Genomic DNA, 17,618 nt, shown 5'->3' on the forward strand with positions numbered 1-17,618 from the left:
CGAGGATTATCTTTTCAGGGACATCGACCATGCCTGCCTATCGCTCCAGAACCACCACCCATGGCCGCAACATGGCGGGCGCGCGCGGGCTGTGGCGCGCGACGGGCATGAAGGATGAGGATTTCGGCAAGCCGATCATCGCCGTGGTCAACAGCTTCACCCAGTTCGTCCCCGGCCATGTCCACCTCAAGGATCTGGGCCAGCTGGTCGCCCGCGAGATCGAGGCGGCAGGCGGCGTCGCCAAGGAATTCAACACCATCGCGGTCGATGACGGCATCGCCATGGGTCATGGCGGGATGCTCTATTCGCTCCCCAGTCGTGATCTGATCGCCGACAGCGTCGAATATATGGTCAACGCCCATTGCGCCGACGCGATGGTCTGCATCTCCAATTGCGACAAGATCACGCCCGGCATGTTGATGGCCGCGATGCGCCTCAATATCCCCGCCGTGTTCGTTTCCGGCGGGCCGATGGAAGCGGGCAAGGTCGTGATGCGCGGCAAGGAAGTGGCGCTCGATCTGGTCGACGCCATGGTCGTCGCCGCCGACGAAAGCTATACCGACGAAGAAGTCAAAACCATCGAACGTTCCGCCTGCCCCACTTGCGGGTCATGCTCTGGCATGTTCACGGCCAATTCGATGAACTGCCTGACCGAAGCGCTTGGCCTCTCGCTGCCCGGCAATGGTTCGACGCTCGCCACCCATGCCGATCGCGAACGGCTGTTCCGTGAAGCGGGCCATGTCATCGTCGATCTCGCCAAGCGCTGGTATGAACAGGATGACGCCACCGCCCTGCCGCGCACCATTGCCAGCTTCGCCGCGTTCGAAAATGCGATGAGCCTGGACATCGCCATGGGCGGCTCGACCAACACCGTGCTTCACCTTTTGGCCGCCGCCCATGAAGGCGGGGTCGATTTCACCATGGCCGACATCGACCGCCTGTCGCGCCGCGTCCCCTGCCTGTGCAAGGTCGCGCCCGCCAAGCAGGACGTGCATATGGAGGATGTGCACCGCGCCGGTGGCATCATGGCGATATTGGGCGAACTGGAGCGCGCGGGGCTGGTAGACACCAGCCTGCCGACCGTCCACGCGCCGACGATGGCCGCAGCGCTCGCCCGCTGGGATATTGGCCGCACCAACAGCGATGAAGTCCGCGCCTTCTTCCGCGCAGCGCCCGGCGGCGTCCCGACCCAGACCGCGTTCAGCCAGTCGGCCCGCTGGGACGAGCTGGACCTGGACCGCGAAACGGGCGTGATCCGCTCCGCAGACCATCCCTTTTCCAAGGATGGCGGCCTTGCCGTCCTCTATGGCAACCTTGCGCCCGAAGGCTGCATCGTCAAGACGGCGGGCGTGGACGATAGCATCCTCACTTTCCACGGCACGGCGCGCGTCTATGAAAGTCAGGACGCCTCGGTCGCGGGCATTTTGGGCAATGAGGTCAAGGCCGGCGACGTCGTCGTCATCCGCTATGAAGGGCCAAAGGGCGGACCGGGCATGCAGGAAATGCTCTATCCGACCAGCTATCTGAAATCCAAGGGACTGGGCAAGGCATGCGCCCTCATCACCGATGGCCGCTTTTCGGGCGGCACGTCGGGCCTGTCGATCGGCCATGTCTCGCCCGAAGCAGCCGAAGGCGGCCTGATCGCGCTGGTCCAGACCGGCGATCCGATCGTCATCGACATTCCCAATCGCATCATCAAGCTGGACCTGGACGATGCCGTCCTGGCCGAACGCCGCACCGAAATGGAAAAGATGGGGGCAAAGGCGTGGAAGCCCTTTGGCCGCAAGCGCGACGTCTCACCGGCCCTGCGCGCCTATGCCGCCATGACCACCAACGCCGCCAAGGGCGCAGTGCGCGACGTCAGCCAGATCGAATGATCAGAATATCCTCCCCTTTAAGGGGAGGTGGCTGGCCGCAGGCCAGACGGAGGGGTGTCCTTCTATCGATAGGGTGACACCCCTCCGTCATCGCTACGCGCTGACACCTCCCCTTGCAGGGGAGGATTTTCGTGCAGGACTTGCAAAGGGTATGAATCGCTTCCCGTTATGGCGGGCCTCACCCCACCTGCGCCAGCCAGTCCGCCAGATTATAATGGTTGCTCACCCGCGCGATCCTGCCGTCGCGCATCTCGAAAAACGCCCCGACCCGCAGCCGGTATCGCTGCCCGGCCGCCGCGGGCAAATCGCCGTCGGTCACCAGATATTTGCCCTCCAGCATGAACTCCGCCGCCGCCCGCGTGCCGTCGGCCGATGTCAGGAACACAGGCTCGATCACCGTCTCGCTATAGCAGCGGTTCATATGGTCCAGAAATTCGGCAAAGGTCGCCTTGCCGTTGCGCACCGCGCCCTGGCTCGGTTCATGCACCACATCGTCGGTCAGCAGCGCCAGCATCGCGGCGCTGTCCCCGCGATTGAAGGCGGCATAATAGTCGCGCAAAATCCTATCGCTCATGCCCCTTGCCCCAATCTTTCCCCATGCCAACGCAGATGATCCGCCATGAAGGTGGAGATGAAATAATAGCTATGGTCGTAGCCGTCCCGCACCGTCAGCGTCAGGTCGATCCCCGCCGCGTCGCAGGCCGTGCGCAGCAGGTCCGGGCGCAGTTCCTTGTCCAGAAACCCGTCCGCTCCACCCTGATCGACCAGCAATGCATCGACCCGCGCGCCATCCTTGATCAGCGCGACCGCATCATGCTTGCGCCACGCCGTCTTGTCATCGCCCAGATAGCCTGACAGCGCCTTCTGACCCCATGGCACCTGGCTTGGCGCGACGATCGGCGCAAAGGCCGACACCGCCTTGAACCGATCCGCCAGCGTCAGCCCGATCGTCAGCGCGCCATGCCCGCCCATCGAATGGCCCATGATCGACTGCCGCCCCATGTCGGCGGGAAATTCCGCTGCGATCAGCGCGGGCAGTTCTTCCGTCACATAGGACCACATCTTGTAATGCGCCGCAAAGGGCGCCTCGGTCGCATCGACGTAAAAACCGGCGCCCAGCCCGAAATCATAAGCGCCATCGGGATCGTCAGCCACGCCTTCGCCCCGCGGCGACGTGTCGGGCGCGACGAAGATCAGCCCCAGTTCGGCGCAGATCGCGCGAAACTCGCCTTTCTCGGTCACATTGGCATGGGTGCAGGTCAGGCCCGACAGATACCAGACCACCGGCAGCTTCGCCCCCGCCTCATGCGGCGGCACGAACACGGAAAAGACCATGTCCGTCCCCGTGCTGGCCGATGCATGGCGATACACGCCCTGCACACCGCCAAAGGCGCGATTTTCCGAAACAGTCTCCACGCCGTTCAATCCTTCGGCCCGACATTGGGCGCATAGGCGCAAATCTTGTTACCGTCCGGGTCACGCAGATAGGCGCCATACATATTGCCGGGCGAATTGGCACGGAAGCCCGGCGCGCCTTCGCTCGTGCCGCCTGCCGCAACGCCATTGTCGTGAAAGGCGTCCACCTCGGCATAGCTTTTCGCGGCAAAGCCCAGCGTATGGCCGTTGGCAGAGGTCGCTGGCGCGCCATCGGCGGGCTTGGCCACCACCACCGCGCCGCTGGCCGACGGATAGATCAGGCCATTGGGATAGGGGGCCGCGGCATAGCCCAGCGCCCCCATGGTCGCGTCCCAGAAGGCGCGCGCCTTTTCAATGTCGTTGGTGCCGAAATAGACATGGGTAAACATGGATCGCTCTCCGTTCAGAACACAACGACGCTGCGGATGCTCTCGCCCGCATGCATCAGGTCAAACCCTTTGTTGATCTCTTCCAGGCTCAGCATATGGGTGATCATCGGGTCGATCTCGATCTTGCCGTTCATGTACCAGTCGACGATCTTGGGCACATCGGTCCGGCCCTTGGCCCCGCCGAACGCGCTGCCCTTCCACACCCGGCCAGTGACCAGCTGGAACGGGCGGGTGCTGATTTCCTTGCCCGCTTCGGCCACACCGATGATGATGCTTTCGCCCCAGCCGCGATGGCACGCCTCCAGCGCGGTGCGCATCACCCCGGTATTGCCGGTGCAATCGAACGTATAGTCCGCCCCGCCATCGGTCAGCGCGACAAGATGCTGGACGATGTCGCCCTCCACCTTGTTGGGATTGACGAAGTGGGTCATGCCGAACCGGCGGCCCCATTCTTCCTTGCTGTCATTGATGTCGACGCCGATGATCATGTCCGCGCCGACCAGCTTCGCGCCCTGAATGACGTTCAGGCCAATGCCGCCCAGGCCGAAGATGATGACGTTGGACCCCGGCGTCACCTTGGCGCTGTTCACCACCGCGCCCACGCCCGTGGTCACGCCGCAGCCAATGTAACAGCTCTTGTCGAACGGCGCGTCCTCGCGGATTTTCGCGACCGCGATTTCGGGCAGCACGGTGAAGTTGGAGAAGGTCGAGCAGCCCATATAGTGAAAGATCGGCTGGCCCTTGTAGGAAAAGCGCGTCGTGCCGTCGGGCATCAGCCCCTTGCCCTGCGTCGCGCGGATCGCGGTGCACAGGTTGGTCTTGCCACTGAGGCAGCTTTTGCACTGGCGGCATTCGGGCGTGTAGAGCGGGATGACATGATCGCCCGGCTGCACGCTCGTGACGCCCGGTCCCACCTCGCGCACGATGCCCGCGCCTTCATGCCCCAGGATCGACGGGAAAATGCCCTCGCTGTCGAACCCGTCCAGCGTGTAGGCGTCGGTATGGCAAATGCCGGTCGCCATGATCTCGACCAGCACTTCACCCGCTTTCGGCCCCTCCAGATCGACCTCGACGATCTCCAGCGGCTTTTTGGCTTCAAAGGCGACGGCGGCGCGGGTTTTCATGGGGAAAGCTCCTGTTTTGATATGGCTCCGCCCTAGCAATATCCCACCCGCGCGATAAGGAGGGATTGTTGCAATTCATTATTTCATATCAGGGATAATCCATGCGTGGCTGGGATGGGATCGACGAATTTGTCGCCGTGGCGACCACCGGCAGTTTCAAGGGCGGCGCGGATGCGCTCGGCCTGTCCACCACCCATATGAGCCGCGCAATCGCCGCGCTGGAAAATCGGGTGCAACGCCCACTCTTTCACCGCACGACCCGCACCGTCCGGCTGACCGACACGGGCCGCCTCTTCTACGATCATTGCAGCCGTATCGTCACCGAACGGGACGAAGCCATTGCGCTGATCAGCGAAGGGGCGGAACCGCAGGGCGACCTGCGCATCACCTGCTCGACCGCCATGGGGGAGCGCTTCATCGCCCCCATCGTCCGCGCATTCGCCGCGCGCTATGTCAAACTCGCTGTCACGATAGAGCTGACCAACCGGCTGGTGGACCTGATCGGCGAGGGGTATGACATGGCGATCCGCACGGGAACGCTGGCCGATAGCCGCCTGATCGGCACGCGCATTGCTTCGCGCACCCTCTATACCTGCGCCGCCCCAGCCTATCTCGCGGCGCGCGGCACGCCCAACGCCATTGCCGACCTTGCCCATCATGACTGCCTGATCGGCACCACGACCAGTTGGCAGTTTCGCTCCTGGGGCCGGATCGAAACCATCCGCCCGCGCGGCCGCTGGCGCTGCAACAGCGGGGAAGCGGTGGCGCAGGCCGCCATCGCAGGCATGGGCATATGCCAGCTGCCCGAATTTTACGTCCTGCCCCATATCGCGTCCGGCGCGCTGGTGCCGCTGCTCGCCAATTTCGCGATGGAGGATGAACCGATCTGGGCCGTCTATCCCCAGCGCCGACACCTCTTGCCCAAGATTACCGGCCTGCTCGACCTGTTGCGCAGCGAATTGCCCGTGGCGCTGGCCCGGCGGGACTAGGGCATGACGACTTGCCTTGGCCCGTTCGTTTCGAGCGAAGGTTGGGAGTTTCACCCTGAAGTCATGACATTCTAATCCTCGTGCCGGAAGATCCGCGCCACCTGCACCGCAATCTCGCGCGGGGTCAGGCGACCGGGCCTGAACCAGTCCGCCGCGGCATTGAGTTGCGACAGGAGCAGATTGCGATAGATCGACCTGTCGATCCCCGCCGGTAAAGGCAGGTCGGCCACGATCGCCCGGAACAGCCCCTCGAAACGGTCGCGCCGCGCCACAAGCTGCATACGCACAACGTCGGGCACTTCGCGAAAATCATTCATCATCGGCGTCGTCAGCGAATCGGGTGCCAACTGCACCTCCAGCAGCGCGACGCACGCCGCTTCCAGTCGGTCCCACGGATCGGCCAGGTCCGCCACGGCGGCCGCGATCCGCGCCTCCGCTTCATCGAGCGCGCCATTATGCAGTTCAACGAACAGCGCGTCCTTGGACTTGATATGGTGATAGAGCGATCCGCCCAGCACCCCGGACGCCTCGCCAATGTCGCGCATCGACGTGCCACGATAGCCCTTGCGCGCGAACAGCTGCGCCGCGATCGCGAGTATCTCCTCGCGCCGGGACCGCCCGCCTTCCTCGCTTCCCGCCTGCTTGCTCATGCGCGCTGGCCTAGCACAAAATGCCGCCCCGGATCATCCCGGCGTCACGGCAGCAGCAGCGACGAATCGCCATAGCTGTAGAAACGATAGCCCGCCCCGATCGCATGGGCATAAGCCGCCCGCATCCGCTCCGTCCCCATCAGCGCGCTGACCAGCATGAACAGGGTTGATTTGGGCAAATGGAAATTGGTCATCAACCCGTCGACCGCCCGGAACCGATAGCCCGGCGTGATGAAAATCCGGGTTTCGTCGGCAAAGGCACGGATGATGCCATCCTCGCCCGCCGCGCTTTCCAGCAGGCGCAGGCTGGTGGTGCCAACGGCAATCAGCCGCCCGCCCGCTGCCCGCGCAGCATTCAGCCGCTCCGCCGTTGCCGCCTCGATCCGGCCCCATTCGGCGTGCATCCGATGATCGTCGGTATCGTCCGCCTTGACCGGCAGGAATGTCCCCGCGCCCACATGCAGCGTCAGCGTCTCGGTCACGATGCCGCGCTCCGCCAGCGCCGCCATCAAGGTCGGGGTGAAATGCAGCGCAGCCGTGGGCGCTGCCACTGCACCATCCTCCCGCGCGAACATCGTCTGATAATCGGCCCGGTCGCGCTCGTCGGTCGGACGCTTGCTGGCGATATAGGGCGGCAATGGCATCCGCCCCGCCCGCTCCAGCAATATCTCCACCGGCTCCTCGCCCTCGAAGCTCAGCGTCACCCCGCCATCATCGTCGCGCGGCCCGGCAATGGCCGAGACCCCCGCGCCGAAATCGATCCGGTCACCGTCACGCACCCGCTTGGCATTGCGCAAAAAGGCTTGCCACTGGCGCAGCCCCAGCCTTTTGTGCAGCGTCGCCCCGATCCGCGCATTGCCGCGCATCCCCTCCAGCTGGGCAGGAATGACGCGCGTGTCGTTGAACACCAGCACATCGCCCGCCCGCAACAGCGAGGGCAGGTCACGCACGCTCAGATCAGCAAAGTCACCCTGGTCCGGCACCAGCAGCAAGCGCGCACTATCGCGCGGCGACGCAGGCCGCAGCGCAATATTCTCCGGCGGCAGGTCGAAATCGAAAAGGTCTACGCGCATGGTCTAAACGCTGCCCTGTTCAGCCTTTATCGGTGTTCCCGCGAAGGCGGGAACCCAGTCCCCCTCTGGACTGGATTCCCGCCTTCGCGGGAACACCCGGTGCTATAATTATGATAAAGCGAAGGGATGGTGGCCGGACGAACCAGCCCCTTCTCCCGCTTATTTCGCCGGCGCGCCAATAATCGACGGTGCAACCGGGGCGACGGGCGCGGTCACCGGCGGCTTGCCGACGCTCTCGATCGATGCTTGCAGGATCACGGTCGGGTTGGCGGGCGGTTCGCCCTGCGCAATCGCATCGACATAATTCATGCCCTCGATCACCCGGCCAAACACCGTATATTTCTTGTCGAGCTGCATTCTGGGCAACAGCACGATGAAGAACTGGCTGTTGGCGCTATCCTCGCTCTGGGCGCGGGCCATCGACACGGTACCGCGCAAATGGGGCATCGGGTTGAACTCGGCCTTCAGGTCCGGCAAGGTCGAACCGCCCGTGCCATCGCCCTTGGGGTCGCCGCCCTGCGCCATGAAGCCCGGAATGACGCGATGGAATTTCAGGCCATTGTAGAAACCCTGCCGGGTCAGTTCCTTGATCCGCTCGACATGGTTGGGCGCGATGTCGGGGCGCAGCTGGATACGCACCCGCCCGCCGCTCGACAGGTCCAGATCCCAGATATTCTGCGGATCGGCCGGCACCACCGCAGGCGGCAGCTTGGGGGTCAGGTCGCCGCCCAGCGACTTGGCATTCTCCGCCGCCCGCGCCGCAGCCTCCGCCTTCTTCATTTCATCGCCCTTGCTACCGCCGCCCTGGGCATAGGCCATGCCGGACGCAGTGAGGGCGATGCCGATCGCCACGGTCTTGAGCGCGCAGGTGAAACGCATGGGACTTACTTTCCTCAATATCTTGGCCGTCCTGATAGCGCGCTGATCGCGATTGGCAACTGAACGCAGGCTGAGCGAGCTTATACGCTGCCCTTGCGCCCCAGTTTTTCTACCCGCGCCACGACTTCGTCGCGCACCACCGGCCCCACAAATTTATGGATCGGCCCGCCATAGAGCGCGATTTCCTTGACCAGTCGCGACGCGATCGGTTGCAGGCACACATCCGCCATCAGGAATACCGTTTCGACGCGGGCGTTGATCTGCTGGTTCATCCCCGCCATTTGATATTCATATTCAAAGTCGGCGACCGCGCGCAGCCCGCGAATGATGACGCTCGCGCCCTGCGATTCGGCAAAGTCCATCAGCAGCGAGTTGAAGCCGACGACCACAATGTCGGCGTCGATCGCCGCGCATTCGCGCCGGACCATCTCCAGCCGTTCCTCATCGCTGAACATGGGCGACTTGCTGATGTTGGTCGTCACACCGATCACCAGCCGGTCGACCAGCTTCGCGCCGCGCCGGATGATGTCCATATGCCCCAATGTAATCGGGTCGAACGTGCCGGGATAGACACCTATGCGCTGCTTGCTCATGCCGTTTAGCGATCCCTTTCCACGATATAGTCGGCTATGGCGCGCAGCAGGTCGGCTTCCGCGCCATAGCCATGCAGATGCGCCTTGGCCTGATCGACCAGCATGTGCGCCTGCGCCCGCGCCCGATCGACGCCCAGAAGCGACACGAAGGTTTCCTTGCCCGCCGCCGCATCCTTGCCCAGCGCCTTGCCCGCCAGCGTCGCGTCGCCCTCTACATCCAGCAGATCGTCGGCAATCTGGAACGCCAGCCCGATGTCGCGCGCATAGCCATGCAAGCCGGTACGCGCATCGACCGGGATGCGGGCCATGATCGCGGCGGCATCGACGCAAAAGGCGATCAGCGCCCCGGTCTTTAGGTTTTGCAGCCGGGTGACGGTGGCCAGGTCGAACCGGGCATGTTCCGCCTCCAGGTCCATCATCTGTCCGCCCGCCATGCCAGCAGGACCGCTGGCCAGCGCCAGCGCGCGCACCAATTCTATCCGCACGAACGGGTCGGGATGGGTTTCCTCGTCGGACAGGATCTGGAACGCCAGATCGTGCAGGCAATCGCCGGCCAATATGGCCGTCGCCTCGTCAAACGCCTTGTGGACGGTCGCCTTGCCCCGGCGCATGTCGTCATTGTCCATCGCGGGCAGATCGTCATGCACCAGCGAATAGACATGGATGCACTCGATCGCCAGGCCGACCCGCAGCGCCGATTCGCGCGACAGATGGAACAGGTCGCTGGTCGCCTGCACCAGCAATGGCCGCAACCTTTTGCCGCCGCCGATCGCGGCATGTCGCATCGCCTCATACAGTCGCGCCCGTGGATCGTCCGGCACGCCCAACAGATGGTCGAACGCGCGGTCGATCGCGGCCGCGACTTCTGCCGCGCGCGCCTTGACCAACGCCCCGGCGGAGGCCGTCTCTCCCCCGATCATGCCGCTCATTCCGCGCCGAACGGCTGCGCGCCGGTTACGGCGCCGCTGGCGTCTGTCGTCAGCTTGGCGATCCGCGCCTCCGCCGACGCCAGCCGCTCTGTACAGCGTTTGCGCAATTCCTCGCCCTGCGCATAGAGCGAGATCGACTCGTCGAGCGGCACGTCGCCGCTTTCGAGCCGCCGCACGATCGTTTCGAGCGCGCGCAGCGCATCCTCGAAAGAAAGATTGGCCGGATCAAGGGCCGAATTGGAAGGGGCCGTGCTGCTATCGTCTGCCATGTCCCTGCATTGACCGCCACTGCCGCCCCGGTCAAGCCATCACACCGGCTTTCGTGCCCGCTTTCATGACTGTCATCGTGTCGTCATGACGTCATATGATAGCGATGGGGGATTAAGCGCAGTTTTGCGTTGACGCAGGTTGTTGCAGGTGCACATAGAAGGACCGCTATGAAATTTTACATTCCCCTGATCGCCGTTGCCTCGCTCACTCTGCTGAGCGCCTGCAACAAGAATGACGAACCTGAAGTCGTTGGCGGCCCTGCCGATCCGATGGCTGCCGAACTGGCCAACGCCGCGCCTGTCGAGCTGCCCCCGTCGGTCAAGGCCAACAAGCAGTTCCGGTGCAAGGACAACAGCCTGATCTTCGTCGACTATATGAGCGACGACAAGACGGCCCAGCTGCGCACTGAAAAGGGCGGCCCCGCCACCACGCTGAAGGCGGAAGAAGTCGGCAAGCCCTTCACGGCCGAAGGCTTTGAAGTCAGCGGCGCGGGCGACGAAGTCACCATCACCGTGCCCGGCAAAGGCGCACAGGCCTGCCACGTCTAAGACGCACGCAGCTTCCTCATTCCCGGGCCGGACCTTTCCCCAAAGGTCCGGCCTTTTTCTTGTCCCACACATCTTCTCCCCGCTGGGGAGAAGGATACGCAGCCTTGTCAGCTTGCTGGCTAGGCGAAGTTGGAAGAGGGGGTTCGACGTGGGTGCTGCGCGTACCCCCACACCCACCATTGTGAATCCTGCGCCGCCCCGCTAAAGGCGCGCACATGTCCAGCACCGCTCCCCACATCACCCCGGAAATCGTCGCCGAACATGGCCTCAGCCCGGAAGAATATGACCGCGTTCTGAAAGCGATCGGCCGCGAACCGAACCTCACGGAACTGGGCATATTCTCGGTCATGTGGTCGGAACATTGCAGCTATAAAAGCTCCAAGATCCACCTGATGAAGCTGCCGACCACTGGCCCGCAGGTCATTTGCGGCCCCGGCGAGAATGCAGGCGTGGTCGATATTGGCGATGGTCAGGCGGCGATCTTCAAGATGGAGAGCCACAACCACCCCAGCTATATCGAACCCTATCAGGGTGCAGCGACCGGCGTTGGCGGCATTTTGCGCGACGTGTTCACCATGGGCGCGCGCCCGGTCGCCAATATGAACGCGCTGCGCTTCGGTCGGCCCGATCATCCCAAGATGCGCCACCTGATCAGCGGGGTGGTGCGCGGCATTGGCGGCTATGGCAATTGCGTCGGCGTGCCCACCTTGGGCGGCGAGGTCAATTTCCACCCCGCCTATGACGGCAATATCCTGGTCAACGCCATGACCGTGGGCATCGCGGACACCGACAAGATTTTCTATTCCGCCGCGTCGGGCGTTGGCAACTCCATCGTCTATGTCGGCTCCAAGACCGGCCGCGACGGCATCCATGGCGCGACCATGGCCAGCGCCGATTTCGGCGACGATGCCGACGCCAAGCGCCCGACCGTGCAGGTCGGCGATCCCTTCACCGAAAAGCTGCTGATCGAAGCCTGCCTTGAACTCATGGCGTCCGACGCGATCGTCGCTATTCAGGATATGGGCGCGGCGGGCCTCACCTCCTCCAGCGTCGAAATGGCGTCGAAGGGCGGCGTCGGCCTGCTCCTCAACATGGATGCCGTGCCGCAGCGCGAAACCGGCATGACTGCCTATGAAATGATGCTCTCCGAAAGCCAGGAGCGCATGTTGATGGTCTTGAAGCCGGGCCGCGAAGCCTTTGCCGAAGCCATTTTCCACAAATGGGAACTGGATTTCGCGGTCATCGGCGAAGTCACCGACACGGGCCGCATGGTCCTGGTCCATCATGGCGAAACCGTGTGCGACATTCCGCTGGCTCCGCTGGCGGACGACGCCCCGCTCTATGATCGCCCCTCCATGCCGCTGGACGACTATAAGGCCTGGTCGGGCGTCCAGCCGCTCGGCGACATCCCCGAATCCACTGACATCGGCGCGGACCTCATCACGCTGATGGGCAGCCCGGACATCGCCAGCCGCCGCTGGATCTGGGAACAATATGACCATATGGTCGGCGCGGACACCGTCCAGCGCCCCGGCGGCGATGCGGCCGTCGTTCGCGTCCACGGCTCCAGCAAGGGCATTGCGATCAGCACCGATTGCACCCCGCGCTATTGCTATGCAGACCCCTATGAAGGCGGCAAGCAGGCGATTGCCGAATGCTATCGCAACCTGAGCGCGGTCGGCGCAAAGCCGCTGGCCGTGACCAACTGCCTTAATTTCGCCAACCCCCAGCGCCCCGAAATCATGGCACAGCTGACCGGCTGCCTTGACGGCATGGGCGACGCCTGCCGCGCATTGGACTTCCCGATCGTAAGCGGCAACGTGTCGCTCTATAACGAAAGCAAGGCGACCGGCGGCGGCAGCGCCATTTTGCCTACGCCCGCAATTGGCGGGATCGGCTTGCTGGCGGATGTCGATGTGATGGCGACGGTCGCGTTCAAGAATGAAGGCGACGCCATCTGGCTGATCGGCGGGCCAGAGGGCGCTTTGGGCACGCATCTGGGCCAGTCGATCTGGCTGCGCGAAATCGCGGGTCGTGAAGCGGGCGAAGCACCCAAGGTCGATCTGGCTGCCGAGCGCGCCAATGCCGACATGATCCGCACCCTGGTCGCATCGGGCTCGGTCAATGCCGTTCATGATATTGCCGATGGCGGCCTGATCGTCACGATCGCCGAAATGGCGCTGGCGGGCAAAATCGGCGCGCAGCTCGACGACACGCTCTCCACCGCCGCTGCCTTTGGCGAAGATCAGGGCCGCTATGTCGTCACCGCATCGCCAGACATCGACATTCCGGGCGCAATCCGTATCGGCACCACCGGCGGATCGACCGTTGCCGGCATCCCCCTCACCGACCTGCGCGCCGCCCATGAAGGCTTCTTCCCCAAGCTGATGGACAGCGAACTCTAATCCCAAACCCCCGTCGTCCCCGCGGAGGCGGGGACCCAACGCCCGTCACGCACCTTGATACAATCGGCGCGCAACGCGCCCGCCCTTAGCGCACCCCCGCGCCTACCGTTCAGTGCAACATGGGTTCCCACTTCCGTGGGAACGACGGCTATTGTTAAAATCACGCCATGCGAATCCGCCAGCCTTGCGTGTATATCCTAGCCAGCCAACGCAACGGCACCCTCTATATCGGCGTTACATCAGACCTCATCGCCCGCCTCCACCAGCATCGCACCAGTGCAGTCCCCGGCTTCACCCGTGATTACGGCGTAAACCGCCTCATGTGGTTCGAGCAGCATGGCACGATGGATGAAGCTATCCTCCGTGAGAAACGCTTGAAAAAATGGAACCGTGCCTGGAAAATCAGCATGATTGAGGAATTGAACCCGCACTGGGACGATCTCGCTGTCGGATTAGGTTTTGAACGCCTGCCGGATCACGCCACGCCTCGCGTCACCCGTCCAAACAGAATCTGATAGCTATCATTGCTGCCTTCAGCCTCGAATGCGGCCATCACCCGCCGCAAATCGCCCGGCGATAGCGGCGCGCGCCCTTCGCCCGGCACCACCGCGCCAATCCCGCGCAAATGGGCGATCAGCCCCCGCGCGCCGCCGCAATCCAGCGCATACTCCTCGTCAAAGGCGAAGGCGTCGCCAAACCGCGCCAGCATCGCGCGCAAATCGTCCAGCGTCGGATAATCCGGCACGCCAGCCACCAGCCCGCAGCGCGCGTGCGCGGCCCGCCAGCGGGCAAAGCTGCCCTGCCCCATGGTCGAGAAGATCAGGCTCCCGCCCGGCCGCAACAGCTCCACCAGCCGCGCAATGCCGCTCGCCAGATCATCGAACCATTGGAACGCCAGGCTGGACACGATCAGATCAAACCATGGCCCGTCGAAGATCGGCGCTTCCCCGTCCATCGTCAGGAACCGCCCCGCGACATGGCCTGCGGACGCGGCCTGTTCCAGCATCCCTGGCGACAGGTCGGTCACGACCATCTCTGCGCCCGGCCAGCGCGCCTGAATGTCGCGCGTCAGGAACCCGGTGCCGCAACCAATCTCCAATATCCGCGTGACCCCATCGGGCTTTTGCCGCTGGGCAATGTCCGCCACCAGCGCCGCCGCCAGCCGCTGCGGCCCGGCATGGTCATCATAATGCGCCGCCGCCGCGCCGAAGGCGTCGCTGATCCGTTGCTTGCGCCATTGCCTGGAGCCATCAATCATGGCTACGCGCCTTGGCAGAGGCTTGCGCCGCTGACCAGTCCCCTTCAAGGAAGCGTCATGACATCCCCCCGTATCCCCGCCATGGACGTGCTGCGCGGTTGCGCGGTGATGGGCATCCTGTGGATGAACATCACGGCCTTCGCCCAGCCCCAATCCGCCTATTTCAACCCGGCGGCATCGGGGCCGCTCGGCATTGGCGACATCGCTTTCTGGATGAGCAGCCTGATTCTGTTCGACGGCAAGATGCGCGCGCTGTTCGCCATGCTGTTCGGCGCATCGATGCTGTTGCTGATCGACCGGGAGGAAATGGCCGGGCGTGACGGCCGCCGCAGCCAGATGATCCGCGCAGGCTGGCTGTTCATCATAGGCATAGCGCATTATCTGCTGCTCTGGTGGGGGGACATATTGGCGATCTATGCGGTCGTCAGCCTGGTGGCGCTCGGCTTCGTGCGACAGGAACCCATGGCGCTCGTCAAAAGCGCTTTCCTTATCTTCCTTTTTCACTTCCTGATCTGCGCCGCCTTCCTCGCCACCCTCTATGCCTGGGGTCATGCCGCCGCCTTGCCCGGCGCGGGAACGGCCACGCGCAACGGCTTTGCGACCTTCATGGCATCGCTGGCGGACCCGGCCAGTCCCGGCGTCCGCGCGGACATCGCCACCTATCGCAGCGGCTTCGGTACGATCCTGTCGCACAAGCTCGCTTCTTTCCCCGGCGAATGGTTCTGGGGTTTCATGTTCACCGCCCTGGACGTGCTGGGCTTCATGCTGCTGGGCATGGCGATGCTCAAGGGCGGCTTTCTCACGGGCCGCTGGCCTGCCGATCAATATTGGCGCACCGCGCGCCATTGCTTCCTCATCGGCCTGCTGCCGATGATCGGCCTTGCCATCTGGATCATCGCCAGTGACTTTGCCCCGCTGCCTGCTTTCGGCACCGTCCTGCTCTGGTCTTTCCCCTTCCGCATACCGCTTGCCGTGGGCTGGGCCGCGCTCATCCTGTGGCTGCTTGCCAGTCATCGCGATCACCCGCTGGTCGCCCGCCTGGCTGCCACGGGGCGAATGACGCTCAGCAACTATCTGGGGTCCACCCTGCTCATGACCTCGCTCTTCTATGGCTGGGGGCTGGGCCTGTTCGGCCATGTCCGCCCCGCCCTGCTCCTGCCCTTCGTGCTGGGCGCCTGGGCGTTGATGCTGCTCTGGTCGCCGCTTTGGCTGTCGCGATTCGCCGTTGGCCCGGCGGAATGGCTCTGGCGCAGCCTGATCCGCGGCCAACCGCAAAAGATTCGCAAGAGCAGCTGATTACTATTGCGACCTATTATCATCTGCGCTATCTCTCTCCTTATCAGGAGAGTGCTTCGATGGTCGTCTGTGTTTGCAATGCCATTCGTGAAAAGGACTTGAAGGAAGCCGTGCGCGATGGCGCCGACACGCCGTGCAGCGCCTATGCCCGCTTTGGCCGCCGCCCCAAATGCGGCCAGTGCGTGCCCTTCGCCCGCACGATCATCGCCGCGGAACGCGCCTCGGCCTGATAGCATTGCAAATCATCCGCACTTGCCGATCGCGAAGCCGGCGCAATAGCGGATGATAAAATGGCGGAATATCAAGGTTTTTTGGCTTAACAGCAACGAACCCGACGCCTATAGTCCGGCGGTAATCCCCCCAAGCCGGAGTATCCGCCATGAAAGGCGACCCGAAGGTCATCGACTATCTGAACGAGGTCCTCAAAAATGAGCTAACCGCGATCAATCAATATTTCCTCCACTATCGCATCCTCAACCACTGGGGCGTCGAAAAGCTCGCCAAGTTTGAATATGAGGAATCGATCGACGAGATGAAGCACGCTGACAAGCTGGCGGAGCGCATCCTCTTCCTCGACGGCCTGCCCAATTTTCAGCTGCTTGGCCGCCTCAAGATCGGCGAAACGGTCGAGGAAATATTGAAGGCCGACCTGGCGCTGGAATATGAAGCGCTGCCCCCGCTCAAGGACGGGATCGCTTATTGTGAATCGATTCGCGATTATGTGACCCGCGACCTGTTCCAATATATCCTCGAAAGCGAGGAAGAGCATATCGACACGCTGGAAACCCAGTTCGAAATGATCGAGCGGATGGGCATCCAGAATTATGTCCAGCTACAGAGCAAGCCGGCCGAGGGCTGATATATGTCGCCGGGAGGGGGCGTCGTCCCCTCCCCCTTAGAGCAAAGCCTCCAATATCCCGATCAGCGGCAGATCGGCGGGCGGCATGTCCAGACCGTACATCTGCGCGGGGCGCACCCATTGCAGCGCGGTGGCATGGCGCGCCTGCGCCACACCTTCCCATTTCCGGCAGACATAGAGCAGCAGCAGCAAATGCCTGTCGCCCAGCGGTTCGCTCGCAAAGGTTGCGGGCGCCAGGCAACTGGCATGGGTGCGGATACCCAGTTCCTCCTCCAACTCGCGGATCAGCGCCGCTTCGGGCGTTTCACCGGGTTCCAGCTTGCCGCCGGGAAACTCCCATAGCCCTGCCATCGCCCGACCAGGCGGTCTTTGCTGCACAAGAACGCGGCCATCCGCGTCGATCAAGGCGGCGGCGACCACCCATAAAGGCGAAAAACTGTCCATAAAGGTCCGATGAAAGGGCTTTGTTAACCGTGCGTCTTTTACAGGTCTATGCGGGACTGTCTGTAGCGAACTGGAAGCCATATGCGCGGGTTCATCGAAATCATCGCCCGCTTGGGGCTCATACGATGCGAACGTGGGGCGACCGCGGTCGAATATGGCCTGATCATCGCCATGGTTGTGCTCGCCATGATCACTGCCCTGACGAACGTCGCAAACAAGACGACGGGCATGTGGAACAACGTGGCCCATGAAGTAACGTCCCGTTAACCATCAATATCTGACAGCCGCTTGATCCCCATTAACCGTTTTTCAACTGACCTTCTCTAATTCATTCCTTGCTGACCACATCAATTTGAGCGGGGCGGCCGGGTAGTTAAACGCAGTTTCAAGACAAGGAGACATCACATGCAGTTCATCCGTAAGATGCTGAAGAACGAAAAGGGCGCCACCGCCATTGAATATGGCCTGATCGCGGCTCTGATCGCCGTCGCTGCCATTGGCGCGATGACCAGCCTGGGCACGAAGCTCAGCGGCACCTTCAACAACGTTTCGGGCAACCTGAAGTAAGCCCGACACATTGTCGAAACAGGGGGCGGCGAAGGCAACTTCGCCGCCCCTT

Annotated in this window: 22 protein-coding genes; 10 read left to right on the plus strand and 12 right to left on the minus strand. The window is 63.1% G+C overall.

Annotated features, from left to right (window positions below; translation table 11 throughout):
* The first annotated feature begins 29 nt into the window (after positions 1 to 29).
* The gene (gene ilvD / locus IWY39_RS06155) at positions 30 to 1,877 is read left to right on the plus strand and encodes a dihydroxy-acid dehydratase (RefSeq protein ID WP_107124096.1); all 1,848 of its coding nucleotides are present in this window, start codon (positions 30 to 32) and stop codon (positions 1,875 to 1,877) included.
* Positions 1,878 to 2,055: 178 nt separating this feature from the next.
* Here the strand turns inward: ilvD and IWY39_RS06160 are convergent, their stop codons facing one another.
* From IWY39_RS06160 to IWY39_RS06175, 4 genes are read right to left on the minus strand one after another with little or no spacing between them, the layout of a single operon-like run.
* Positions 2,056 to 2,451 (minus strand): ketosteroid isomerase-related protein, encoded by a 396-nt coding sequence (locus IWY39_RS06160; RefSeq protein WP_107124097.1) that lies wholly within the window; start codon positions 2,449 to 2,451, stop codon positions 2,056 to 2,058.
* Positions 2,448 to 3,293 (minus strand): S-formylglutathione hydrolase, encoded by an 846-nt coding sequence (gene fghA / locus IWY39_RS06165; protein ID WP_107124280.1) that lies wholly within the window; start codon positions 3,291 to 3,293, stop codon positions 2,448 to 2,450. Before fghA ends, IWY39_RS06160 begins: the two co-directional genes overlap by 4 nt.
* A gap of 5 nt (positions 3,294 to 3,298) precedes the next feature.
* Positions 3,299 to 3,682, minus strand: a complete 384-nt coding sequence (locus IWY39_RS06170; protein WP_107124098.1) for a VOC family protein — start codon at positions 3,680 to 3,682, stop codon at positions 3,299 to 3,301.
* A gap of 14 nt (positions 3,683 to 3,696) precedes the next feature.
* On the minus strand, positions 3,697 to 4,806 hold the full coding sequence (locus IWY39_RS06175; protein ID WP_019051711.1) for an S-(hydroxymethyl)glutathione dehydrogenase/class III alcohol dehydrogenase: 1,110 nt from the start codon (positions 4,804 to 4,806) through the stop codon (positions 3,697 to 3,699).
* Positions 4,807 to 4,907: 101 nt separating this feature from the next.
* Between IWY39_RS06175 and IWY39_RS06180 the strand changes: the two genes are divergently transcribed.
* Positions 4,908 to 5,795, plus strand: coding sequence for a LysR family transcriptional regulator (locus IWY39_RS06180; RefSeq protein WP_017184157.1), 888 nt, complete (start codon positions 4,908 to 4,910; stop codon positions 5,793 to 5,795).
* A 71-nt stretch (positions 5,796 to 5,866) separates the two neighbouring features.
* Here IWY39_RS06180 and IWY39_RS06185 read toward each other — a convergent pair whose 3' ends face one another.
* The 6 genes from IWY39_RS06185 to IWY39_RS06210 all read right to left on the minus strand — a co-directional run bounded on the left by IWY39_RS06185 (position 5,867) and on the right by IWY39_RS06210 (position 10,188).
* Positions 5,867 to 6,445: a TetR/AcrR family transcriptional regulator gene (locus IWY39_RS06185; protein WP_107124099.1), complete on the minus strand. Its 579-nt coding sequence runs from the start codon at positions 6,443 to 6,445 to the stop codon at positions 5,867 to 5,869.
* 44 nt (positions 6,446 to 6,489) lie between these two features.
* Complete coding sequence (gene queA, locus IWY39_RS06190) at positions 6,490 to 7,518, minus strand: tRNA preQ1(34) S-adenosylmethionine ribosyltransferase-isomerase QueA (RefSeq protein WP_107124100.1); 1,029 nt, start codon at positions 7,516 to 7,518, stop codon at positions 6,490 to 6,492.
* 159 nt (positions 7,519 to 7,677) lie between these two features.
* Positions 7,678 to 8,397, minus strand: coding sequence for a peptidylprolyl isomerase (locus tag IWY39_RS06195; RefSeq protein ID WP_196871412.1), 720 nt, complete (start codon positions 8,395 to 8,397; stop codon positions 7,678 to 7,680).
* Between the two features lie 80 nt (positions 8,398 to 8,477).
* Entirely contained in the window at positions 8,478 to 8,990 is a 513-nt protein-coding gene (gene coaD / locus IWY39_RS06200; RefSeq protein WP_017184153.1) for a pantetheine-phosphate adenylyltransferase, read from the minus strand.
* 5 nt (positions 8,991 to 8,995) lie between these two features.
* Positions 8,996 to 9,910 carry a polyprenyl synthetase family protein gene (locus IWY39_RS06205; protein WP_380790590.1) on the minus strand — a complete coding sequence of 305 codons (915 nt, stop codon included), beginning with the start codon at positions 9,908 to 9,910 and terminating at the stop codon, positions 8,996 to 8,998.
* A gap of 5 nt (positions 9,911 to 9,915) precedes the next feature.
* A complete protein-coding gene (locus IWY39_RS06210; RefSeq protein WP_019051707.1) occupies positions 9,916 to 10,188 on the minus strand; it encodes an exodeoxyribonuclease VII small subunit in 273 nt (90 codons plus the stop codon).
* Positions 10,189 to 10,356: 168 nt separating this feature from the next.
* Between IWY39_RS06210 and IWY39_RS06215 the strand changes: the two genes are divergently transcribed.
* The 3 genes from IWY39_RS06215 to IWY39_RS06225 all read left to right on the plus strand — a co-directional run bounded on the left by IWY39_RS06215 (position 10,357) and on the right by IWY39_RS06225 (position 13,657).
* Positions 10,357 to 10,737 carry a hypothetical protein gene (locus tag IWY39_RS06215; protein ID WP_017184150.1) on the plus strand — a complete coding sequence of 127 codons (381 nt, stop codon included), beginning with the start codon at positions 10,357 to 10,359 and terminating at the stop codon, positions 10,735 to 10,737.
* A 215-nt stretch (positions 10,738 to 10,952) separates the two neighbouring features.
* Positions 10,953 to 13,142: a phosphoribosylformylglycinamidine synthase subunit PurL gene (gene purL, locus IWY39_RS06220; protein ID WP_107124102.1), complete on the plus strand. Its 2,190-nt coding sequence runs from the start codon at positions 10,953 to 10,955 to the stop codon at positions 13,140 to 13,142.
* Positions 13,143 to 13,309: 167 nt separating this feature from the next.
* Complete coding sequence (locus tag IWY39_RS06225; protein WP_107124103.1) at positions 13,310 to 13,657, plus strand: GIY-YIG nuclease family protein; 348 nt, start codon at positions 13,310 to 13,312, stop codon at positions 13,655 to 13,657.
* Here the strand turns inward: IWY39_RS06225 and IWY39_RS06230 are convergent.
* Positions 13,618 to 14,400 carry a methyltransferase domain-containing protein gene (locus IWY39_RS06230; protein ID WP_107124104.1) on the minus strand — a complete coding sequence of 261 codons (783 nt, stop codon included), beginning with the start codon at positions 14,398 to 14,400 and terminating at the stop codon, positions 13,618 to 13,620. The genes IWY39_RS06225 and IWY39_RS06230 overlap by 40 nt on opposite strands.
* 57 nt (positions 14,401 to 14,457) lie before the next feature.
* Here IWY39_RS06230 and IWY39_RS06235 point away from each other — a divergent pair, with 57 nt between their 5' ends.
* From IWY39_RS06235 to bfr, 3 genes are all read left to right on the plus strand, one after another.
* Complete coding sequence (locus IWY39_RS06235) at positions 14,458 to 15,696, plus strand: DUF418 domain-containing protein (protein ID WP_229380592.1); 1,239 nt, start codon at positions 14,458 to 14,460, stop codon at positions 15,694 to 15,696.
* 59 nt (positions 15,697 to 15,755) lie between these two features.
* Complete coding sequence (locus IWY39_RS06240; RefSeq protein ID WP_017182815.1) at positions 15,756 to 15,926, plus strand: (2Fe-2S)-binding protein; 171 nt, start codon at positions 15,756 to 15,758, stop codon at positions 15,924 to 15,926.
* Between the two features lie 149 nt (positions 15,927 to 16,075).
* Positions 16,076 to 16,555, plus strand: a complete 480-nt coding sequence (bfr, locus tag IWY39_RS06245; protein WP_017182814.1) for a bacterioferritin — start codon at positions 16,076 to 16,078, stop codon at positions 16,553 to 16,555.
* Between the two features lie 36 nt (positions 16,556 to 16,591).
* On the opposite strand, the gene IWY39_RS06250 is transcribed toward bfr, so the two are convergent.
* Positions 16,592 to 16,999: a (deoxy)nucleoside triphosphate pyrophosphohydrolase gene (locus tag IWY39_RS06250; protein WP_017182813.1), complete on the minus strand. Its 408-nt coding sequence runs from the start codon at positions 16,997 to 16,999 to the stop codon at positions 16,592 to 16,594.
* A gap of 81 nt (positions 17,000 to 17,080) precedes the next feature.
* Here IWY39_RS06250 and IWY39_RS06255 point away from each other — a divergent pair, with 81 nt between their 5' ends.
* Positions 17,081 to 17,266, plus strand: coding sequence for a Flp family type IVb pilin (locus IWY39_RS06255; protein WP_017182812.1), 186 nt, complete (start codon positions 17,081 to 17,083; stop codon positions 17,264 to 17,266).
* Positions 17,267 to 17,404: 138 nt separating this feature from the next.
* Positions 17,405 to 17,566, plus strand: a complete 162-nt coding sequence (locus IWY39_RS06260; RefSeq protein WP_017182811.1) for a Flp family type IVb pilin — start codon at positions 17,405 to 17,407, stop codon at positions 17,564 to 17,566.
* Positions 17,567 to 17,618: the final 52 nt, after the last annotated feature.

The sequence above is a fragment of the Sphingobium sp. JAI105 genome, from assembly GCF_015752145.1.
In the GTDB taxonomy this organism is placed as follows: Bacteria; Pseudomonadota; Alphaproteobacteria; order Sphingomonadales; family Sphingomonadaceae; genus Sphingobium; species Sphingobium xenophagum.

Excerpts from the sequence above, each read along its gene's own strand:
- IWY39_RS06180 (WP_017184157.1), top strand. The coding sequence starts at position 4,908 with ATGCGTGGCTGGGATGGGATCGACGAATTTGTCGCCGTGGCGACCACC.
- coaD (WP_017184153.1), bottom strand. The coding sequence starts at position 8,990 with ATGAGCAAGCAGCGCATAGGTGTCTATCCCGGCACGTTCGACCCGATT.
- IWY39_RS06225 (WP_107124103.1), top strand. The coding sequence starts at position 13,310 with ATGCGAATCCGCCAGCCTTGCGTGTATATCCTAGCCAGCCAACGCAAC.
- IWY39_RS06250 (WP_017182813.1), bottom strand. The coding sequence starts at position 16,999 with ATGGACAGTTTTTCGCCTTTATGGGTGGTCGCCGCCGCCTTGATCGAC.
- purL (WP_107124102.1), top strand. The coding sequence starts at position 10,953 with ATGTCCAGCACCGCTCCCCACATCACCCCGGAAATCGTCGCCGAACAT.
- IWY39_RS06175 (WP_019051711.1), bottom strand. The coding sequence starts at position 4,806 with ATGAAAACCCGCGCCGCCGTCGCCTTTGAAGCCAAAAAGCCGCTGGAG.
- IWY39_RS06160 (WP_107124097.1), bottom strand. The coding sequence starts at position 2,451 with ATGAGCGATAGGATTTTGCGCGACTATTATGCCGCCTTCAATCGCGGG.
- IWY39_RS06170 (WP_107124098.1), bottom strand. The coding sequence starts at position 3,682 with ATGTTTACCCATGTCTATTTCGGCACCAACGACATTGAAAAGGCGCGC.
- IWY39_RS06230 (WP_107124104.1), bottom strand. The coding sequence starts at position 14,400 with ATGATTGATGGCTCCAGGCAATGGCGCAAGCAACGGATCAGCGACGCC.
- IWY39_RS06255 (WP_017182812.1), top strand. The coding sequence starts at position 17,081 with ATGCGCGGGTTCATCGAAATCATCGCCCGCTTGGGGCTCATACGATGC.
- IWY39_RS06235 (WP_229380592.1), top strand. The coding sequence starts at position 14,458 with ATGACATCCCCCCGTATCCCCGCCATGGACGTGCTGCGCGGTTGCGCG.
- queA (WP_107124100.1), bottom strand. The coding sequence starts at position 7,518 with ATGCGCGTAGACCTTTTCGATTTCGACCTGCCGCCGGAGAATATTGCG.
- IWY39_RS06195 (WP_196871412.1), bottom strand. The coding sequence starts at position 8,397 with ATGCGTTTCACCTGCGCGCTCAAGACCGTGGCGATCGGCATCGCCCTC.
- IWY39_RS06240 (WP_017182815.1), top strand. The coding sequence starts at position 15,756 with ATGGTCGTCTGTGTTTGCAATGCCATTCGTGAAAAGGACTTGAAGGAA.
- IWY39_RS06260 (WP_017182811.1), top strand. The coding sequence starts at position 17,405 with ATGCAGTTCATCCGTAAGATGCTGAAGAACGAAAAGGGCGCCACCGCC.
- IWY39_RS06185 (WP_107124099.1), bottom strand. The coding sequence starts at position 6,445 with ATGAGCAAGCAGGCGGGAAGCGAGGAAGGCGGGCGGTCCCGGCGCGAG.
- IWY39_RS06215 (WP_017184150.1), top strand. The coding sequence starts at position 10,357 with ATGAAATTTTACATTCCCCTGATCGCCGTTGCCTCGCTCACTCTGCTG.
- IWY39_RS06205 (WP_380790590.1), bottom strand. The coding sequence starts at position 9,910 with ATGATCGGGGGAGAGACGGCCTCCGCCGGGGCGTTGGTCAAGGCGCGC.
- bfr (WP_017182814.1), top strand. The coding sequence starts at position 16,076 with ATGAAAGGCGACCCGAAGGTCATCGACTATCTGAACGAGGTCCTCAAA.
- IWY39_RS06210 (WP_019051707.1), bottom strand. The coding sequence starts at position 10,188 with ATGGCAGACGATAGCAGCACGGCCCCTTCCAATTCGGCCCTTGATCCG.
- ilvD (WP_107124096.1), top strand. The coding sequence starts at position 30 with ATGCCTGCCTATCGCTCCAGAACCACCACCCATGGCCGCAACATGGCG.